The 19,413-nt window shown below is 65.8% G+C and carries 20 protein-coding genes and 1 pseudogene; 9 read left to right on the forward strand and 12 right to left on the reverse strand.

Going from position 1 to position 19,413, the window contains the following annotated elements; translation table 11 throughout:
* Positions 1–91: 91 nt before the first annotated feature.
* Positions 92–1,420: a dicarboxylate/amino acid:cation symporter gene (locus CO675_RS12950; RefSeq protein ID WP_097672300.1), complete on the reverse strand. Its 1,329-nt coding sequence runs from the start codon at positions 1,418–1,420 to the stop codon at positions 92–94.
* 141 nt (positions 1,421–1,561) lie between these two features.
* Here CO675_RS12950 and CO675_RS40950 point away from each other — a divergent pair, with 141 nt between their 5' ends.
* On the forward strand, positions 1,562–1,720 hold the full coding sequence (locus CO675_RS40950) for a DUF5993 family protein (protein ID WP_021080068.1): 159 nt from the start codon (positions 1,562–1,564) through the stop codon (positions 1,718–1,720).
* 8 nt (positions 1,721–1,728) lie between these two features.
* A complete protein-coding gene (locus CO675_RS12955) occupies positions 1,729–2,283 on the forward strand; it encodes a disulfide bond formation protein B (RefSeq protein WP_097672301.1) in 555 nt (184 codons plus the stop codon).
* On the opposite strand, the gene CO675_RS12960 is transcribed toward CO675_RS12955, so the two are convergent.
* Positions 2,280–2,984 (reverse strand): glutathione S-transferase family protein, encoded by a 705-nt coding sequence (locus CO675_RS12960; protein WP_097672302.1) that lies wholly within the window; start codon positions 2,982–2,984, stop codon positions 2,280–2,282. The two genes, CO675_RS12955 and CO675_RS12960, sit on opposite strands and share 4 nt — an antisense overlap.
* A 78-nt stretch (positions 2,985–3,062) precedes the next feature.
* Here CO675_RS12960 and CO675_RS12965 point away from each other — a divergent pair, with 78 nt between their 5' ends.
* Positions 3,063–3,932 carry an SDR family oxidoreductase gene (locus CO675_RS12965; protein WP_097672303.1) on the forward strand — a complete coding sequence of 290 codons (870 nt, stop codon included), beginning with the start codon at positions 3,063–3,065 and terminating at the stop codon, positions 3,930–3,932.
* A gap of 31 nt (positions 3,933–3,963) precedes the next feature.
* On the opposite strand, the gene CO675_RS12970 is transcribed toward CO675_RS12965, so the two are convergent.
* Together CO675_RS12970 and CO675_RS12975 are read right to left on the reverse strand one after the other, a co-directional pair.
* Positions 3,964–4,308: a Lin0512 family protein gene (locus CO675_RS12970; protein ID WP_097672304.1), complete on the reverse strand. Its 345-nt coding sequence runs from the start codon at positions 4,306–4,308 to the stop codon at positions 3,964–3,966.
* Between the two features lie 63 nt (positions 4,309–4,371).
* Positions 4,372–5,595, reverse strand: a complete 1,224-nt coding sequence (locus tag CO675_RS12975) for an MFS transporter (protein ID WP_097672653.1) — start codon at positions 5,593–5,595, stop codon at positions 4,372–4,374.
* 95 nt (positions 5,596–5,690) lie between these two features.
* On the opposite strand from CO675_RS12975, the pseudogene CO675_RS12980 reads away from it, so the two are divergent.
* The 3 genes and pseudogenes from CO675_RS12980 to CO675_RS12995 all read left to right on the forward strand — a co-directional run bounded on the left by CO675_RS12980 (position 5,691) and on the right by CO675_RS12995 (position 11,336).
* Positions 5,691–6,631: pseudogene (locus tag CO675_RS12980) on the forward strand (LysR family transcriptional regulator).
* Positions 6,632–7,882: 1,251 nt separating this feature from the next.
* Positions 7,883–9,208: a TROVE domain-containing protein gene (locus CO675_RS12990; RefSeq protein ID WP_097672305.1), complete on the forward strand. Its 1,326-nt coding sequence runs from the start codon at positions 7,883–7,885 to the stop codon at positions 9,206–9,208.
* Between the two features lie 214 nt (positions 9,209–9,422).
* Positions 9,423–11,336: a right-handed parallel beta-helix repeat-containing protein gene (locus tag CO675_RS12995; protein ID WP_097672306.1), complete on the forward strand. Its 1,914-nt coding sequence runs from the start codon at positions 9,423–9,425 to the stop codon at positions 11,334–11,336.
* Positions 11,337–11,352: 16 nt separating this feature from the next.
* Here CO675_RS12995 and CO675_RS13000 read toward each other — a convergent pair whose 3' ends face one another.
* From CO675_RS13000 to CO675_RS13015, 5 genes are all read right to left on the reverse strand, one after another.
* Positions 11,353–12,507, reverse strand: coding sequence for a serine hydrolase domain-containing protein (locus CO675_RS13000; RefSeq protein WP_097672307.1), 1,155 nt, complete (start codon positions 12,505–12,507; stop codon positions 11,353–11,355).
* A 135-nt stretch (positions 12,508–12,642) separates the two neighbouring features.
* Positions 12,643–13,338 carry a GNAT family N-acetyltransferase gene (locus CO675_RS13005; protein ID WP_097672308.1) on the reverse strand — a complete coding sequence of 232 codons (696 nt, stop codon included), beginning with the start codon at positions 13,336–13,338 and terminating at the stop codon, positions 12,643–12,645.
* Positions 13,339–13,444: 106 nt separating this feature from the next.
* On the reverse strand, positions 13,445–13,606 hold the full coding sequence (locus CO675_RS41420; protein WP_245452739.1) for a hypothetical protein: 162 nt from the start codon (positions 13,604–13,606) through the stop codon (positions 13,445–13,447).
* Complete coding sequence (locus CO675_RS13010) at positions 13,603–14,094, reverse strand: O-methyltransferase (protein WP_245452740.1); 492 nt, start codon at positions 14,092–14,094, stop codon at positions 13,603–13,605. The genes CO675_RS41420 and CO675_RS13010 overlap by 4 nt, the downstream gene beginning before the upstream one ends.
* A gap of 23 nt (positions 14,095–14,117) precedes the next feature.
* Positions 14,118–14,738 carry a PadR family transcriptional regulator gene (locus tag CO675_RS13015; protein WP_097672309.1) on the reverse strand — a complete coding sequence of 207 codons (621 nt, stop codon included), beginning with the start codon at positions 14,736–14,738 and terminating at the stop codon, positions 14,118–14,120.
* A 195-nt stretch (positions 14,739–14,933) separates the two neighbouring features.
* Between CO675_RS13015 and CO675_RS13020 the strand changes: the two genes are divergently transcribed.
* Complete coding sequence (locus tag CO675_RS13020; RefSeq protein ID WP_097672310.1) at positions 14,934–15,287, forward strand: MmcQ/YjbR family DNA-binding protein; 354 nt, start codon at positions 14,934–14,936, stop codon at positions 15,285–15,287.
* Positions 15,288–15,308: 21 nt separating this feature from the next.
* Here CO675_RS13020 and CO675_RS13025 read toward each other — a convergent pair whose 3' ends face one another.
* On the reverse strand, positions 15,309–15,875 hold the full coding sequence (locus CO675_RS13025) for a histidine phosphatase family protein (RefSeq protein ID WP_097672311.1): 567 nt from the start codon (positions 15,873–15,875) through the stop codon (positions 15,309–15,311).
* A gap of 83 nt (positions 15,876–15,958) precedes the next feature.
* Positions 15,959–16,924: a GlxA family transcriptional regulator gene (locus tag CO675_RS13030; RefSeq protein ID WP_097672312.1), complete on the reverse strand. Its 966-nt coding sequence runs from the start codon at positions 16,922–16,924 to the stop codon at positions 15,959–15,961.
* Positions 16,925–17,134: 210 nt separating this feature from the next.
* On the opposite strand from CO675_RS13030, the gene CO675_RS13035 reads away from it, so the two are divergent.
* The gene (locus CO675_RS13035; RefSeq protein ID WP_097672313.1) at positions 17,135–17,776 is read left to right on the forward strand and encodes an HD domain-containing protein; all 642 of its coding nucleotides are present in this window, start codon (positions 17,135–17,137) and stop codon (positions 17,774–17,776) included.
* Positions 17,777–17,789: 13 nt separating this feature from the next.
* On the opposite strand, the gene CO675_RS13040 is transcribed toward CO675_RS13035, so the two are convergent.
* On the reverse strand, positions 17,790–18,242 hold the full coding sequence (locus CO675_RS13040; protein WP_097672654.1) for an SRPBCC family protein: 453 nt from the start codon (positions 18,240–18,242) through the stop codon (positions 17,790–17,792).
* 76 nt (positions 18,243–18,318) lie between these two features.
* On the opposite strand from CO675_RS13040, the gene CO675_RS13045 reads away from it, so the two are divergent.
* On the forward strand, positions 18,319–19,410 hold the full coding sequence (locus CO675_RS13045) for an adenylate/guanylate cyclase domain-containing protein (protein WP_097672314.1): 1,092 nt from the start codon (positions 18,319–18,321) through the stop codon (positions 19,408–19,410).
* Positions 19,411–19,413 lie beyond the last annotated feature (3 nt).

Below are 19,413 nucleotides of genomic sequence, written 5' to 3' on the forward strand. Positions count from 1 at the left end.
TGTCCGCCGGCAGCGCCGGCTACTGTGCATGGGGTTGTTTTCGATATTTTGGCAGCGCCCCCCTGCGACGGCCCCATCACTTCATATTGCCCTAGCCGGAGCCGCCCGGCTCCAGCGCTTCGCCGAGCTCGAGCGGATGCGCCATCGTCTCGTGCAGCGCGTCCTTGTCGAGCTCACCCTCCGAGAGGCTGATCACGACGCAGGCGACGCCGTTGCCGATCAGGTTGGTGAGCGCGCGGCACTCGCTCATGAACTTGTCGATGCCGACCAGGATCGCGATCGACTGGATCGGAATATCCGGCACGATCGACAGCGTCGCGGCCAGCGTGATGAAGCCGGCGCCGGTGACGCCCGATGCGCCCTTCGAGGTGATCATGGCGATGCCGAGAATGCCGAGCTCCTGCCAGATCGTCAGATGGGTGTTGGTGGCCTGCGCCAGGAACAACGTCGCCAGCGTCATGTAGATGTTGGTGCCGTCGAGATTGAAGCTGTAGCCGGTCGGCACCACGAGGCCGACCACCGAGCGCGAGGCGCCGAGGTGCTCCATCTTCTGGATCATCTGCGGCAGCACCGTCTCCGACGACGAGGTGCCGAGCACGATCAGGAGCTCGTCCTTGATATAGGCGATGAAGCGGATGATGGAAAAGCCCGCCAGCCGCGCGATCGCGCCCAGCACGATCAGCACGAACAGGATGCTGGTGAGATAGAAGGTGGCGATCAGCGCCGCCAGATTGACCAACGAACCGAGGCCGTAGGCGCCGACGGTGAAGGCCATCGCGCCAAACGCGCCGAGCGGCGCGACGCGGACGATCATCCGGATGATGCCGAAGAACATCTTGGATGCCTTGTCGATCGCCTCGGCGATCGGCTCGCCGGGCTTGCCCATCAGGGCAATGGCAAACCCCGACAGGATCGAGATCAGCAGCACCTGCAGCAGGTCGCCGCGCGCCAGCGCGCCGAAGAAGCTGTCGGGTATGATCGCCATCAAATGGGCAACGATTCCCTGCTCCTTCGCCTGCGTCACGTAGGTGGAGACCGACTTCGGATCGATCGTGGCGGGATCGATGTTGAAGCCACGGCCCGGCTGCAGCAGCTCGCCGATCAGCAAGCCGACCGCGAGCGCGACCGTCGACACTGCCTCGAAATAGATCAGCGCCTTCAGCCCGACCCGGCCCACGCGCTTGAGGTCGCCCATCGAGGAGATGCCGTGCACCACGGTGCAGAAGATCACCGGTGCAATCATCATCTTGATCAGCGCGATGAAGCCGTCGCCGAGCGGCTTCAACTGCTTGCCGAGGCCGGGATAGAAATGACCGATCAGGACGCCGGCGGCGATCGCGATCAGCACCTGGATGTAGAGGATCTTGTACCAGGGCTGATGTCGGTGATGGACGGCGGGCTTGATCGCGTCTGTCGTCATGAGGTGCCCCGGGCTGGAATGAACTGAACTGGTGATGCCATCTTGGCGGAGCCGCGCGCAAGCGACAATGGCCATTCGCCGCCGCCGCGCGCGCACACGAATCTGTCATAGACTACGGCCGGTTCGCATCCGGAGGCCGAGATGGAATTCACCGCGCTGTTTCTCGCCATCACCATCGCCATGCTGGTGGCCTGGCGTGGCCCGCGTCCGCTCGCGATCGGATTGTTCGCGGTGATCCTGGTCGCTTGCGTCGCGACGTTGCTGCACCACGCCACCGACCGGCTCACGCTGTCGTTCTGAGGCAGGCCATGACCGACACCCGGGCTGTGACCCTCAATGCCCTCGCGCTCTATGGCCTCGCGCTGCTGCTGGCCGCGGCCTTTGCAGCGCAGCTGCTGCTGCACGAGCTGCCCTGCCCGCTGTGTTTGCTGCAGCGCATCCTTTTCGCCCTGCTGGCGATCGGACCGATCCTGAACATCCGCTTCGGACCGCGGCCGAGCCATTATGCCCTGTCGCTGCTGACGGCTGTCCTCGGCGCCTCGGTCTCGACCCGGCAGGTGCTGCTGCACATCCTTCCTGGCGACGCGGGCTATGGGTCCGCGCTGCTCGGCTATCATTATTATACGTGGGCGCTGATCGGATTCATCGCCGCGATCGTGCTGCTGGCCGCGATGTTGCTGTTCGACCGCCAGTTCGAGCACCGCGCGGCGCCGGGCACCTCGCCCGGCAAATTCGCACAGGGTAGCGTGTGGCTGGTGGTCGGGCTGACGGCGCTGAACGTGCTTTCAACGCTGCTCGAATGCGGCTTTGGCGCCTGCGCCGACAATCCGATTGTCTATGAGTTGCTCAAGCAGACAAGCTAGGGCCGCTTGGGAATATTCAACCCGCGCTCCACGGCCGGTCGCTTGAGACCGCGCTCCAGCCAGGCGGCGACGTTCTTGAACTGGTCGAACGCGACGAGTTCGCGCGCGCCGTAGAAGCCGATCAGGTTGCGCACCCAGCCGAGCATCGAGATGTCGGCGATGGTGTATTCGTCGTCCATGAACCATTGCCGCCCGACAAGATGCATCTCCATCACGCCGAGCAGCCGCGCGGACTCGGCGACATAGCGCTGTAGCGGCCGCTTGTCCTCATAATCCTTGCCGGCGAATTTGTGGAAGAAGCCGACTTGGCCGAACATCGGCCCGATGCCGCCCATCTGGAAATGCACCCACTGGATCGCCTGGTAGCGGCGCGCGGCATCCGCCGGCAACAGCTTGCCGGTTTTCTCGGCAAGATATTGCAGGATCGCGCCGGATTCGAACAATGGCAGCGGCTCGCCGCCGGGACCGTTGGGATCGAGGATTGCCGGGATCTTGCCGTTCGGGTTCAGCGACAGGAACTCCGCCGTCTTCTGGTCGTCCGTGTTGAAGTCGACGAGATGGACCTCATAGGGCAGCCCGATCTCCTCGAGCATGATCGAGACCTTCACGCCGTTCGGCGTCGGCAGCGAATAGAGCTGCAGGCGGTCCGGATGCTGGGCGGGCCAGCGTTTTGTGATGGGAAAGGCGGACAGATCGGTCATGTCGACATTCTTTGCACGGTTGTTGTTGGGTGGCTAATGTACGGAGCTCATTGAAAGCCGCAAGGTCTGCAACCCGCCATGAACGATCAACAGACAGAGGCAACGCTCGGCCCCTCCGACGACGAACTCGCAACACATCCGACCGTGTTCGCGGCAGACGCACTGGCCGGTCAGGTGGTCGTCGTATCCGGCGGCGCCGGCGGCATCGGCCGCGCCATCGCATGGCTGTTCGCCCGGCTCGGCGCCCATGTCGTGATCGCGGGACGCAATGCCGACAAGCTCGATGCGTTGGTCGATCATCTCGGCCGCAAGGGCCTGAAGGCGTCGGCGTACGTTGCCGACATCAGGGATCCCGACGCGGCCAGCGCGATGTTCGACGCGCTGTGGACCGCGCATGGCCGCGTCGATCATCTCGTCAACAGCGCCGGCGGCCAATTCCCGCAAGCGGCGATCGATTTCTCGATCAAGGGCTGGAACGCGGTCATCAACACCAACCTCAACGGCACCTGGTACATGATGCAGGCCGCCGCGCAGCGCTGGCGCGACCACAACCATCCCGGCAGCATCGTCAATATCGTCGTGGTCACGACGCACGGCCTCTACGGCATCGCGCACACGATCGCCGCGCGCTCCGGCGTGATCGGCCTGTCGCGCGCGCTCGCGGTCGAATGGGCGCCGCTGAACATCCGCATCAACTGCATCGCGCCCGGCGCGATCGAGACCGAGGGCTGGAACGTCTACAGCGAAGCGGCGCGCGCCGCCTATCCACGCTCCAACCCGATGATGCGTCCGGGCACGCCCTGGGACATCGCCGAGGCCGCGGTCTATCTCGCCGCGCCCTCCGGCAAATTCATCACCGGCGAGACGCTGACCGTCGACGGCGGCGGCCAGCATTGGGGCGAGACCTGGACCACCGGCAAGCCCGACTACTTCAAGGGCGACGAATAACGCACGCATACGCCGCCCGCAGCTCGCTCGATTATTTGCCGTCGTCGAAGCTGACGATGACGGCCGCGTTCGCGATCAGGATCGGGTCGTTGCCGACATCGGACGGAATCTCGAGCCCGCCCGCGATCGCCTTCACCGTCTTGGTGCCATAGGGCAGTTCCTTGGCGACGGCTTCGGTATCGACCGCCTCGGGATTCGGCACCGCGATCGTGACATCGACGAACATGTCGTTGGCGGTCTTGCCGAGCATGCGGAAGAAGCCGAGGCTGGAATGGCGGATCGCATCCGAGACCGCGCGCTTGGCGGCCTTGGTGGCATCGCGGCCGTGGACGTCGACGCCCATGCCCATTTCAGTGATACAGCGCACGCGTGTCATGAAGCTTTCCTGTTGTCGTTGACGTCAGAGACCTTCACTCCTTCGCCCCCTGCGCGCGCGGCGTCAAGCCGGGCCCCTCGCCTCGCTGACGTTGTCGTGATCGCCGCGCGCCAGCATCCTTGCCGCAAGACCGGCAAGGATCGCAGCGCCGACCACCATGACGCAGGCCGCGCTCCAGCCCCACGCAGAGACGACCGCGCCGACCGCGATCGGTGCGGTCACCTGGCCGAAATTGCTGCCCGTCATCAACAGCCCCATCATGACCGGCACCATCGCCGCCGAACGCGCCGCCGCGGGTGCGGACGCAAGCAATGTCGCCGGGATCAGCCCACCGGTCGCGGAGAACAGCAGGCACAGAATGAAGGCGCCCTGCCCGCCGAGCACCGGCAGGAAGATGCCGAGCGCGGACGCGCCCATCACGACTGCCGCAACTGCGATCAACCCAGTCCGGCTCACACCGCGCGCGAGCAGATTGCCGGCGGCGAGATTGCCGACGACGTTCGCGGCCGCCGCCAGCGCACTGAGCCCGCCGGCGCTCTGGCTGGAGACGCCGAGCCGCTCCGTCAGAAGGATCGGCAGGAAGCTGAACACGGCAAAGAACATCAGGCTGTAGAGCCCGAACAGCACCATCAAAAGCGCGGGCGTGCGGCGCCGCGCCAGTGCGGTGGCCTCCTGCATCAAGCCGCTCCGCACCGGGCCGGTCCGCAATGCCACCTCAGGCACGATGACGCCGGCAAGCACGAACAGCAGGGCGGCAAACGCAGCACTTGCCCACCAGATCGCGCGCCAACCGTCGAACACCGGACCTGCGACCAGCGCCAGCGCGATCCCGAACGGGATCACGCAACTCCACACCGCCATGGTGATGTCGCGCGCACCGACATCGACCACGCGATTGAGCAGTGCGGGGGCGGAAACCATCACCAGCAGGAAGCCAAGCCCTTCCAGCAGTCGCGATCCCAGCAGCACCGCAAGCTGCGGCGCCAGCGCGCCCGACGCCGCACCGAGCGCAATCGCCGCAAGCCCGCACAACAGCACCCTGCGCGCGCCGACCGCGGCGATCACGACGCCCGCCGGAACACTGCCGACCAGCCCCAGCACCGCAAAGATGCCGGCGATTGTTCCGACCGCGGCGAGGTCGATGTCGAGGTCTTGTTGCAGCATCGCCGCGGCAATCGGCACCTTCCCGACCTGGAGGGCGGCGCCGATCCCGCAACCGGTGACGACGGCGACCGTCGCCCATCGTCTTGCTTCGCTCTGTTGCACCACGGCCGTCTCGATCGTCATGCGTCCACTCCGCCAGTTCAGCCACCACAGATAGCGATTCCCGATCATCGACAGGAGTGATATGTTTTGCATCCAGTTGATCGATTTCATAGATCATGCTCGATAACCTCACGCTCGACCAGATCCGGGTCTTTGTCACCATCGCGGAGAGCGGCAGCTTTCGCGCCGCCGCGACCAAGCTGGCACGGTGCAGTCCGCGGTCAGCCATGCCATCGCCAACCTCGAGGCCGAACTCGGTCTCATGCTGTTCGACCGCTCCAGCCATCGCCCGGCGCTGACGGCCGAAGGCAAGGCGCTGCTCGGCAACGCCCGCGACCTGCTGCTCCGGGTCGATGCGATGCGAGCCCGGGCGCACGGCCTCGGCGAGGGAGTGGAATCGGAACTCTCGCTGGTGGTCGACACGCTGTTTCCGATCGCCGCAGTCGGCGCGGCGCTGACGGAAATGCGTTCGGCCTATCCGTCCGTCACGATGCGGCTCGCGGTCGAACCGATGGGCGGGCCGATCGCCGCCCTGACCGAACGGCGCAGTGCGCTTGCCGTCACCGTCGGCGAGGATTTTCGCGATCCCCGCCTCGCGCTCGATGCGATCTGCGCCGTACATGTCGTCGCCGTCGCCTCCGCCGGCCATCCGCTCGCACGCCGCGGCCGCAAGGGCGTCGCCGACCTTGCCGATCATCTGCAGATCGTGCTGTCCGATCCGACGCCGCTGTCCGAGGGCCGCAGCTTCGGCGTGCTCTCGCCGCAGATTTGCAGGGTGAGCAATCAGGACACCAAGCACGCCATGATCCTCGCCGGACTCGGCTGGGGCCGGCTGCCGCTCTGGCAGGTTTCGCGCGACCTTAAGGAGCGTCGCCTGGTACGGGTCGAAACCGGCGCACTCGGCCGCAACGCGGCGCTTGCGATGGAGGCCTATCTCGCGCACCGGCTCGACGAACCGCTCGGCCCCGCCGCACGCGCATTCGCAGACGCGCTGACGCGGATCGCCGCGCGCAGCGGCGAGCTCAAACGCAAGACGGCGACACGCAAGCCGCGCTGAAGCTTTTCGATCGCGATCATTTCCCTTGTTGACATCGTCAGCGACGAGGCGTATGTCCCGCAACCTTCGCGAGCACTGTCGTTCGCGATCGAACATGAGCACGACGATGCAATACGGATTTGAAAAATTCCGCAGACTATCGAACGGCCTCCGGCCGACCGATAGCGTGTGCCCGGCTCATGGGAGCGATCTCGCATAATGCGAGGTCGACAGTCCGCCTTAAACGGACCCTCCCGAGCCAGCTGCTCCGGAGGGTTTTTTGTTGTCCGAAGCACGGCTCATCTGAACTGCCCGGCGCAAGCCGGAACGGGAGACCCGGATCCCGGGGCTCGCGCGGCAACGCGCGTGCCCAAGCGCGCGGGGCCTGCCGGAGGGAACGAGGCGATGAGCCGGACACCGATGGCAGAGTGAACTCCAAGGAGTTCGCAAACGGCGGCGCGTCGATAGCGCCGCGACGAAATTTTCTATTCGGTTTGCCGCATCGCTGCGGCTCAACCGACGCTGGTGGTGAAGATGTCGGATACTTCGCTCCACCGGAAAGAGCGGGTTCGAATCCCGCCTGTGACACACGCACCGGGATGCGGCCTGGCAAGGATCCGCACGCGGCCCGGCGCAGTTTCTCGTCCGCAAGGCGAGGCGCTGCGTTGTCGTCACTGACACCGATATCGCCTGTTCCCCAGCGTACCCATCAATGGCCGGCGTCGCTACGCCGGCCAGGCGGTGGTGAAGATGTCTGTTACTTCGTGGTAAGGCGCTCCAGCGCCGAGCGGGTTCGAGGCCCGCACGCCGAAAGGCGGTTCGCCCGCAAGGGCAGCAACAGCATCGCTTGTTCCCCGCCAACCCTCTCCACGCCCCGTGGTGAAGATCGCTGTTACATCGTCTGTGAAACGAGAGGTCGCGGGTTCGAATCCCGCCTGGTGTCATGTGCACCGGTAGCTCAGCGGTAGAGCACTTCCCGATCGGCAGGGTAAGCTGCCGGCTGGGGTCTCAGCAATCGCCTGTTTCCGGGTCGTGGTCTTCATTCGTCGGCATGATCTTTGTGCAAGCGCCTCACGTTTGTCGCGACGATCGTGCCGACGGCCGGTGGTGAAGAGTGCCGTTGCTTCGGATCGCCAGTTGAGGGTTCGATTCCCTCCGGACCCTGCGTCCGCCGCTCGATGGTCGAGCAAGCGAAGCCCGCAAGGGCAGTACAGTCTCGTCTGTTCCCCGGCACCACTTTCCAATCCATACTCACCCAGAAAGGAGGCCATCATGGCCACGATCAACAAGATCATGCGCGCCTTCACCCGTGAGGGGGCGCGTGGCAAGCGCTTCACGCCCGAGATGGAGCTGCGGCGTGCGCTGCTGAACTGCCTCTTGTGGGAGAACCAGTTCTACGAGGACGGCGTCGCGATCGCCGATCGCATCAAGGCGCTGGTGCCGACGGTCGAGCCGGCGCGCGTAGCCGAACTCGCGATTGCCGCCCGCGAGACCATGAAGCTGCGGCATGCGCCGCTGCTCGTGGTCCGCGAGATGGCGCGGCACGCGACGCATCGGGCCCTCGTCGCCGATACGCTCGCTCGCGTGATCCAGCGGCCGGACGAAATGACCGAGCTGCTTGCGATCTACTGGGTGGATGCGCTCGGCCCGCAGCAGCAGCGCAAGCGTCAGCCGGTCTCGGCGCAGATCAAGAAGGGGCTGGCGCGGGCGCTCACCAGGTTCGACGCCTACCAGCTCGCGAAGTACGATCGCGACGGCGCGGTGCGGATCAGGGACGTGCTGTTCCTGGTTCACGCCAAGCCGAAGGACGCCGCACAGGAGAAGGTGTGGAAGCAGCTCGTCGACGGCGAGCTGGCCTCGCCCGACACCTGGGAGGTTTCGCTCTCGTCCGGCAAGGACAAGCGTGAGACTTTCGAGCGGCTGATCGCCGAGAACGGGCTCGGCGGGCTGGCGCTGCTGCGCAACCTGCGCCTGATGCAGAAGGCGGAGGTGCCGCGCCGGATCATTGCGGACGCGATTGAGGCGATGCGGACGGATCGTATCCTGCCCTACCGCTTCATCACGGCGGCGCGTTATGCGCCGGACTTCGAGCCGGAGCTCGAGTCCGCGATGCTGAAGTCGGTCAAGGACTACGCGCGGCTGGACGGCCGCACGCGGCTGCTGATCGACGTGTCGGGATCGATGTTCACGCCGCTCTCGGCCCAGTCTGAAATGACGCGGGCGGAAGCGGCCTGCGGACTTGCGATCCTCGCCCGCGAGGTCTGCGACGAGGTGGAGATCTTCACGTTCAGCAATGAAGTCGTGAAGCTGCCGCCGCGCCGCGGCTTCGCGCTGCGCGATGCGATCATCGGCTCGCAGCCGCACGGTGGGACGTATCTCGGCAAGGCGGTGACGGAGATCGACCGCAAGGGCGATCGGCTGGTCGTCTTCACCGACGAGCAGAGCCACGACCAGGTGCCCGCGCCCAAGGGGCGCGGATACATGGTCAACGTGGCGTCCTACCAGCACGGTGTCGGGCATGGCCCGTGGACGCGGGTCGACGGCTTCTCCGAAGCCGTGATCGCCTGGATCGCGGCGTCGGAAGCGACGATGCACTGACCTGCGTCACGCAACAACGGACCCGGACGCGCGGACCACTGCGCGCCCGGGTCTTTTCACGAGCGGCAACCAATATATTCGTGATCGGCCGGCGGCGATCTTCATCACGAGGTCGAGAGCCCTCACGCCAACTCCCCGTCATTTTGCTGCGGTTCATCTCGGCCGGCAGACAATGTGCCCAATCAACTGCGGTTCCAGAGGGACTCGTGTGCCCATGCCGATCAGCCGCCGGCGAGCGCTCAAGCTTGCCTCGTTTGCCGCAGCGAGCCCGTTGCTCGGCAGCGAAAGCCGTGCCCAACCGACGACCGTTGCGGGCGCGGTCACAATTGACATGGCCACCTTCACGGCTTCCTCCGGCGGCGACGCCGACGCGGCCTTTGCCAAGGCGCTGGCTGCCGTCGCCAAGGCAGCCGCTGATGCGAGCAAGGCCGGGCCGGCTCACATCGTCCTCAATCTGGAGAAGAACGCCAGCTACCGGATCAAGCGGCCGCTCGCGTTCCGGCAATTGCACGGCTTCGAGCTCAACGGCAATGGCGCACAGCTGATTAACACGGCACGCAGCGGAACCTTCGCGATCTCCGGCTGCAACCGCCTCACCATCCGCGATCTCACCATCGATTACGATCCGCTGCCCTTCACCCAGGGAACGATCACCGCATTCGACAAGCAGGCGGTCGACATCACGGTGAAGGTCGACCCCGGCTATCCCGATGATGCGGCGCTGCTGGCCGCCTTCACCGATGGCTTCTTCAAGGTGATGGACCGCCGCAACCGGGCGCTGAAGACCGGCGCCAGGGATTTCCTCTCCCCGACCCATGCCACGCGGCTCAGCGACGGTCTGATCAAGGTGCATCTGCAATGGAGCGCGAACGATCGTTTCCCGAGTCAGCTGCCGATCACGGTCGGTGACGTCGTCACCATCGCAAACAGCGGCGCGCACGCCATCGCCGTGGACTCCAGCGTCGCCACCAGCCTGATCGACCTGAAGCTGCTGGCCTCGCCGGGCATGGGCATCATCGAGAATGGCGGCGAAGGCTCGATGATGCTGCAGAAAGTCTCGGTCGTTCCGGGACCCCGGCCGAAGGGCGCGACGACCGACCGGCTGATCTCGACCAATTCCGACGGCTCACACTTCACCGCGGTCGCGCGCGGTCCGACCATGGAGGACTGCAGTTTCGCCAACACCTCCGACGATGCCGTCAACGTGCACGGCTTCTACTACTATGTCGTGGCGAAGACCGCGGCGCGGCGGTTTCTGCTCAGCCCGAAATGGGACGTCGGCCTTGCGGCCGGCGACGATATCGAGAGCTGCGATCATGCGACGTTTCGCTCGCTCGGACGCGGCAAGGTCGAGCAATTGACCAAGCGCCATGCGCCGGAGCTGAAGGCCAAGATCGCCCAGCTCTGGAAGAACCGGAGTCCGACCACCCAGCCGGACCTGATCTACGACGTGGTGCTGCAGCAGGACCTGCCGCTCAAGACCGGCGATGCCGTCACCTCGTTGACGCATATCGGATCCGGCGCCACCGTACTGCGCTGCAACTTCCACGCCTGCGGCCGCGTGCTGATGAAGGCACCGAACGCCATCGTGGAGAACTGCCAGTTCACGTTCTCGACCGGGGTCGCGCTGCAGGCGGGGAGCGACATCGGCTTCTGGTCGGAGTCCGGATTTGCCGAGAACCTCGTGTTCCGCAACAACCGCTTCAGCCACTGCGTCAACGGCGCCAATGAGCTGACCAGCGGCAGCGGCACGCTCGGCACCATCTATGTCGGCATGGTGCCGCCGGAAGGCGCCAGGGGATTTCAGGACAATTTCCAGAACCGGCGCGTCATCATCGAAGGCAATCACATCGACGATTCCTACATCTACGCGATCTTCGTCAGCAATGCCGACGGCGTCAAAATCGCCGGCAATGTGATCGGCCAGACATTTCTGCGCGGCGGCGCGTTCGGGGCCGGCGACTTCTTCCACATCAAGCCCGGCAGCGCGATCTTCGTCGGCCGCGCCAGAAACGTCGAGATCAGCAACAACGTCGCCGCGCACGGCCGGATCACGACCAATGCCGTCGCGATCGATCCCAGCTGCGACAAGCATTCGGTGCATCTTGCCGGCAACAGGCTGGCCTGAGCGAGCACAATGCCGCTCAGGGCGTCATGCCGAGCGCGCGCCACATCGCGCGGATTATCCGGAACGAGCGGGCATCGCCGACGAGGCCACGTTGCATCCGGTTCATCGCATAGGCGAACGTCATCCGCGCGTCGGTATCGATAAGCACAAACGACCCGCCGCCGCCCGACCAGAACAGCGTATTGGGGTTGGGCGGCACCAGGCTGAGGATCGGACTCGGCAGACCGAAGCCGAGGCCGAAGCGGACGCAGATGCCGCGCATCACAAGGTCCGGGCCGTCGATCTGCACCTCCAACGCCTTGCGGCAGCCGGCCTCCGACATGATCCGCTGCCCTTTCGCGGTGCCGCCGGTCGCGAGGATGGTCTGAATGGCGGCGATCGATCGCGCGTTGCCGTGACCGTTCACCGCCGGGATCTCGGCGCCGCGCCAGGCGCGGGTGCGGGTCGACGGCACGTCGGTGCGGGTGTCGCTGAAGGTGATCCTCTGGATCGTGGTCATTTCCACATCGGTCGCGGCCGCCGACGGCAGGAACGGCACGAGATCGGCGACGCGATGATCTTCCGATGCCGGCAGGCCGATCCAGAAATCCGCATTCAAGGGCGCCGCGATCTCCTCGCGAAACACCGTGCCGAGTGTCTTGCCGGTGATGCGACGAACGACTTCTCCGACCAGGAAGCCGAAGCTGTAGACGTGATAGCCGGATGCAGTGCCCGGCTCCCACAGCGTCGCCTGCGCGGCAAGCGTCGACGTCGCCCTGTCCCAGTCATAAAAATCCTCGCCGCTGATCGCGGGACACCAGCCCGAGAGGCCCGCCGAGTGGCTCATCAGCTGCGCCACGGTGATAGCGGCCTTGCCGTTGGCTGCGAATTCCGGCCAATAGCGCGCCACCGGCGCCGCGAAGTCGAGCGCGCCGCGATCGGCGAGCCACAACGCGGTCAGCGCGGTCATGGTCTTGGTGATCGAATAGACGTTGACGATGGTGTCGCGCGTCCAGGGCCGCTGCTCGGCCTCGTCGGCGAAGCCGCCCCACAGATCGACCACGGTCTCGCCGTCGATCGTGGCGCAGAACGATGCGCCGAGCTCTTCCCCGTCGGCGAAATTGGCCTCGAACGCCTCGCGTGCCACCGAAAACCGCGCGTCGGCGAATCCGTGTGATATCGCAATTGCCATGGCCGTGCTCCCCGCTCCGTCCCCACGCTTTGAGGGAGGCGGGACATACGCGGTGAGAGGCGCGCCTGACAATTCTTGAACTGAACTGTTTCGTCCCCATCTATCTGAAGAGAGACTTTCCCCTTCAGTCCAGGCCTACCCCTGCTTCTGCAGCACCGTTATGTGCAGACGGCGGCGGATCTCCATGCCCTGGCGGCGGTACAGCGCGATTGCCGAGACGTTGCTAGTGAAGACGTGCAGAAACGGAAGCTCGCCGCGCGCCACGATCTGGCGACCGACCGCCGACAGCAGCGCCTGCGCGTAGCCCCGGCCGCGATGGTCCGGATGCACGCAGACCGCAGTCATCTCGGTATAGTTCCCCGGCTTCATCCGTTCCCCGGTCATCGCGACCAACTCGCCACCAATGCGGATGCCGAAAAAGTTGCCGAGCTCATGCGTCCGCGCGCTGAACGGACCGGGTTTCGTCATTTCCGTCAACGCCACCATCGCGGGAACGTCGGCGACGCCGAGCGTGACGATCTCGACGCCGGGCCGAGAGAACTCCGCCGGTGTGCCGGTCATCTGCTCGCCCGTCTCGGCCAGCAGCACCTTGAACTGCGGCGGCACAGCGACCGGATCGGGCGTGAACAGCACCGCGATGTCGGGTCCCGACAGCAGCGCGCCAAGCGCGGCAAAACTCTTGGGCGACATGTCGATCATGTCGGCGAAAGGGGCGATCGTGACCGGAAAGCGCCTTGCATCGGCGGCGCCTTCCGCAAGGTCTCGTTGCCGCGTGGTCAGCGCGCTCCAGATCGGGCGATCAAGCGGATGGATCGGCGGGACTTCGAACATGCGGCGCTTCGCTCCTGATTTTCATCGAGCAGAGCAAGAAGCGCCGACAAAATCCAGTGTGGCGTGATGCCGTTGCGGCTCACAATCACGCCAGCAGGATCGCCGCCTACGCCACCTTCAGGCAGAGCTCGGTCCCGCCCTTGAGCGGCAGCGTGATCGACACGAAGCCGTTTTGGGGGTCGCGCACGAACTCCAGGAAATCCGCCTCGGCATTGTCGTTCATGACATAGCCGCCGACGCGAAGCTGCGGGGCGATGATCTCAATCACCTGCGGGCCAGCGTCGGTCCCTTGTCGCCCGGCCAGCCGTCGATCAGGATGAAGTCGACGGGACCACCGAGATCGCGCAGCGTCTGGCGCGCATCGCCCTCGCGGATGTCGGCGTAGTCGGCAAGGCCAGCCTCCGCAAGATTGCGCTTCGCGGCCTGGACCTTGGCCGGCACGATCTCCGAGCCGATCACGGTGCCGCCGCCATTGTCGCGCATCGCGGCGGCGAAATAGAGCGTCGACATTCCGACCGACGTCGCGAACTCCACGACGCGTTTGGCGCGCAGGCCGCGGCACAAGAGATAGATCAATTCGCCCTGCTCCGGGTGGATCGAGAATCCCTGCTCGGCATAGTCGTTCGGATCGCGGCTCATCGCCGGATTGCCGCGCGGACCGCCGGCAGCCGGCCTGGGGCGCGTGACCTGCAGGCGCGCGATGACGGCAGCGACGCGAGCATCGGCGATCGCGCTGTGCGGTTCAGCGTTGTACATGAAGGGTCTCCCTTGAGATGACGTCATTGCTGCAGGATCTCAGCGGCAGCGCGGTCGAGGATCTTGGCGATGCGGCGCGCCTCGGCGGCATCGCAGCCGCGCTTCTGGCGCAGCGCGCTCTTCAGCGCGTGACGGGCGCGGTGCACGTCGTCGGAAGCCTCGCCATCGAGATCGCTGACGCCAGCGAAGGCTTCGCGCACCTCGTCCATGCGGCGGCCGATCCGTGACAGCGCTTCGAGAATGGTGTCCGCGGTGGCGCGGTTCTCGGCGAGATGCGCCTTGCCCTGCTCGGTGATGCTGTAGAGCTTGCGCGCCGCATCCTGGGTGACGCTGGCATGGCCGATCTCCTCGAGGAAGGTCAGCGCGGGATAGATCACGCCTGGGCTCGGGCTGTAGAAGCCGTCCGACCGCTCCTCGATTTTCTTGATCAGCTCGTAGCCGTGCGCCGGCTGCTCGCCGAGCAGCGCGAGGATGACGAGTTGCAGATCCTGCGACGAGAGCCGCCGCGATCCCGGAAAGTCGCCGCCGCCACCCCGCCCGAAGAAGCCATGTCCGCCGCGGCCAAAGCGATGGCCGCCCCGGCCGTGCCGGCCCATGGCGAAAAACCCGAACCGAAAGCCATCATCGTCCCGGCCGCCAAACATCGATCGTCTCATTGGTCATTCCTTACTGAAAATATATCTTACGATATATCTACAGATTGAATAGCGGCAACCCACGTTTTCGTGAGGTCCCGCAAACGAAGCAGCGAGCGGAACCAGCCTCGTCGGCTCGTGCCGGGCTTGCCTGTCTTCGCGCGGCTGGCCTATGGCTTTGACGCCCTCCAGCCCCTCCGACTCATGCGCCCAAAAACCTTCGAAGCTCATTGCCTGCGCCTGGCCGCCGCCACCAAGGTGGTGCAATGGGAAGGCACGTCGGTGTTCAAGGTCGGCGGCAAGATGTTCGCGCTGGCCGGCGGCTACGTCGCGAGCACCGGCGGCTTCATGTTCAAGACCTCGAACATGGCCTATCAGCTGCTGATCGAGCAGGAACTCGCGCGGCCGGCGCCGTATCTGGCGCGCGCCAAATGGGTGCAACTGGTCGGCAACGACGCCCTGCCCGACGCCGAGCTCAAGGCCTATCTCGATCAGGCGCATGCGCTGATCGCAGCCAAGCTGACGCGGAAATCGCGCAAGGCGCTCGGGCTCGACTGACGGGCCGGGCCGCTACGCGGTTCAGTCGCCCAACGGCTTGTCTGAATCACCCGACAGCAATTTCGGAAACAGCTCCTTGAAGGCGAACTTGTCGTCGCCCTTGGCGCGCTCGAAGCGCAGCACGACGTCGAAGCGGCTGCTCTCCCATTTCGTGGGCGGCTTGCCCTTGCTGACCGGGATCAGCGGCAGGATGTCGGCGATGATCGCCTTGTGCTCCCAGCACAGCAGCACGACGCCGTTCAGCGCCAGCAGCGCCTTGATCAGCGCCGGCTCATGACCTTTGCCAAAATCTTCGTTCGGTGTCGCGCCAAGACGCGCCGCAAGCGCCACGATCGTCTCGGCGGGACGGCTGCTCGGGCCCCGGTTGGGCGTGGTGCCGGGCGTCGCGGCATAGATCGCGTCGGGCCTGGCATAGTCACCCTTGGCAAGGTCGGTGCCAAACAATGCAGCCCACGCGCCGGCGCGCTGCCAGCCGCGGAGCACTAGCGACTCGGTATCGGACACGCCGTCCGCGGTGAAGCCGGGCCCCGGCCAGCCATCATCAGGCTTTTCGGCGTGACGAATGATGAAGAGCGTGAGCGCGTCCATGGCGTCCTCTCGGGAGAAGATGTGTTGCTTGCAGCGGCGATTTCGATCCTACGCGGGCGACATGCTCCGCTTCATGAACGGCGTCACAATTTGCGAAAACTCGAGCGGTACTGCGCCGGCGACACGCCGAGCCGCTCGGTGAACACGATGCGCATCCGGTCGGCCGAGCCGAAGCCGCAATCGAACGCGACCGCCTTCAGCGGCCGATCGCTGCCCTCGAGCAGGCGGCGCGCGGCGTCGATCCGCGCGCGTTCGACGAATTCGTGCGGCGTGATGCCGGTCTCCTGCGCGAAGGCGCGGCCGAAATTGCGCACGCTCATGCCGACGGCCTCGGCCAGCGATTGCAGGGTGTGGCGCTCGCCGACACGCTGCATGACATGCGCCTGCGCGCGCGCGATCGGCGAGTCCTCGTCGACCGGCGCGGTGAGATACGGGCTGAACTGCGACTGGCCGCCCTGGCGTTGCGCCACCACCACCAGCCGCTTGGCCACCGCGACCGCGACCTGCGGCCCATGACGCTCAGCGACCAGCGCGAGACCGAGATCGATGCCGGCGGTGACGCCGGCGGAGGTCATCAGTCGACCGTCGCGAATGTAGATCCGGTCGAAGATCACCTCGGCAGCCGGAAAGCACGCCGCCAGACGCTGCGCGTTCTGCCAATGCGTCGTCACTTTGTGACCGTCGAGCAGCCCGGCATGGCCGAGCGCGAAGGCACCGGTGCAGATCGAACCGTAGAGCGCGGCGCGCGCGGGCGCGCCGCGCAGCCACTGCGTCAGCGCCGGATCCGGCTCGGCATCGGGCAATGCCGGCCCGCCGGCAACGAGCAGGATGTCGAACTTCTCCTTCGCCTCATCGAAACTTAGATCGGCCGATATCTTCATGCCGTTCGATGCGCGCAGCGGCTCGCGGCTGGCGCCGACCAGCACCGTCTCATAGCCGTCGCCATGAGCGACGAAGCCGTTGGTCTCCGCAAGCACATCGACGGGACCGGCGACATCCAGCGCCTGCACCCCTTCGTGAATCGCGATCGCCACCTTCTGAACCGACATACCTTCTCCCTGCCCGCTGGCGCGAAACGATGGCTCGTTGGCTCGATCCGGCGGCGCACGATCATTGCGAGATCAGGCCAAAGCGGGCGACAAGCAGAGCACGGATCACGCCATCAGGCGATCCGAACACACGAGAGCGACGAGCGCCGGCGCGCCCCGCGTGTTTCGCACGCCACGGCATCGTCTTGCCATATCGAGGAGCGTCTTGAAATGACCGAGATCATCGCCGGGATCCGTGTACCCGACAGCGCCATGGCACGTGCCGCCACCCAGCTGGTGCGCGATACCGAGGACGACCTGCTCTACAATCACAGCCGCCGCGTGTTCTTCTGGGGCGCGCTGACCGGCAATCGCCGCAAGCTGAAATTCGATCCCGAGTTGCTCTATGTCGGCGCCATGTTCCACGACATGGGCCTCACCGCCAAGCATGCGAGCCCCGATCTGCGCTTCGAGGTCGACGGCGCCAACGCCGCACGCGACTTCCTCAGGGGTTACGGCATCGCCGAGCGCGACATCGATGACGTCTGGGCCTCGATTGCGCTGCACACCACGCCCGGCATCCCCGAACATATGCGTCCGACCGTCGCGCTGGTCACCGCCGGCGTCGAGATGGACGTGCTCGGCATCGCCTATGACGATTTCTCGCACGAGCACCGCGACCACGTCTGCGCGCATCATCCGCGCGAGGCGAATTTCAAGGAGAACATCATCGATCATTTCGCGGCCGGCACCGTCAAGAAGCCGCTGACCACCTTCGGCAACGTCAAGGCCGACGTGCTGGCGCTCAAGGACATGAATTACACGCGGGTCAACTTCTGCTCGATCATCCTCGGCTCGAAATGGCCGACGTGAGGCAAGGCGACTTTCAGGCGTGCGGACCGCGGTCAGGGCCTGGAGCTCGCCCAGTGGCCGCGAGCGCGAGCCTCGCAAGGTAGTGCGTCCAACCCTTGCTATGGCTCGCGCACTGCTCAGCATTGGGCAGGCCGCTATGGGTCATCCGCAACAGCGTGCCGCTGTCCTTGTTGATCAGGTCGATCTCGATCAGGCTCGATCCCGGCGGCACTTCCGCGCCGCCTTCCCAGCCGAAACTGTAGGCGAGACGATGTACCGGCACGACCTCGCGGAACGCTCCGCGCGCAGCGCGGTTGCGGTCGTCGCCGAGACCCTTCAGCAGATAGAGCCCGCCGGGATGCAGCTCGGTCTCGGCCTCGAGTCCCATCCAGCTCACGATCTTCTGCGGATCGGTCAGGAAGGCGAATACGGTTGCGGGCGGCGCCGCGATCTGGATCTCGCGTTGAACGATGAAGGCTTCAGTCATCGGTCCATTCTCCATTGACGTGGGTCTTCAGGGATATTTCGTGACAAGGGTGGCGCATCAACCCCATGATGGGGTGATGCGATTGTCCTCGACACTGAGCTGGCTGGTCGACGCCGCGGCCGAGACCGCGGGCGCCAACCGGTTGCTGGCGGACCTGGGTCACCATCTTATCACGGATGGCCTGCCGCTGGCCGGCGGCGCGCTCACGCTCGAGGTTCCGCACCCGCTGATTGCAAGGCGGACCTGGCTGTGGCGCGCCGGCAATGGTGAGGTCATCGAGGCGCTCGGGTTCGCGCCGGAACAACCCTTTGCGATGCCCGGTATGGTCGGATCCGGCGATGCCGGCCGGCGCTGGCTCAACGGCCTCGCACCCGGCCCGATCCACGAGGACACGATTGGAACGCGGCCGGATGGCCCGGCCCTCGGCTGGATCGGGACCCGCGCCTTCACGCCGGTCGAAGCGGATCAATTGCGCGAGGCCGCGCGCTTCACGGCGGCACCGCTCGCCGCGCTCGCGGCGCGTGCGACATTGACGGCGGCGCTGGAGGCCTATCTCGGCCGGCGCAGCGCGGCGCGCGTGCTGGCATCGCCGTTGCGGCGCAACACCGGCGAAACCATCCGCGCGGCGCTGCTGTTTGCCGACCTGCGCGGCTTCACCGCGCTCTCCGAAAGCCATCCGCCCGCCGAGGTGATCGCGGCCCTCGACGCCTGGTTCGACCGTATCGCCGGCGCGATCCACGCCTTCGGCGGCGAGGTGTTGAAATTCATCGGCGACGGGCTGCTCGCGATCTTTCCGGTCACGACCAGCGCGCGCAGCGCATGCGAGGCGGCATTGCGCGCGGTGTCGGCGGCCCGCGTCGGCATGACGCATCTCGATACCGAGCGGCGCAAGTACGGCCTGCCACCACTGCCATTCGGCGTAGCGCTGCATCTCGGCGAGGTCCACTGGGGCAATATCGGCGCTGCCGACCGCCTCGACTTCACCGCGATCGGCGCCGCGGTCAATCTGGTCAGCCGGCTGGAAGGCCTGTGCAAGCCGCTGGAGCAGACCGTGCTGGTCTCCGGCGCGCTCGCCGCCGAGACCGAGATGCCGCTGGTCGCGCTCGGCACCCATGAGCTGCGCGGCATCGCGGTGCCCTGCGCGGTCTTCACCTTGCCGGAGGGATGAGGC

This window comes from Bradyrhizobium sp. C9 (genome assembly GCF_002532045.1).
Classification (GTDB): Bacteria; Pseudomonadota; Alphaproteobacteria; order Rhizobiales; family Xanthobacteraceae; genus Bradyrhizobium.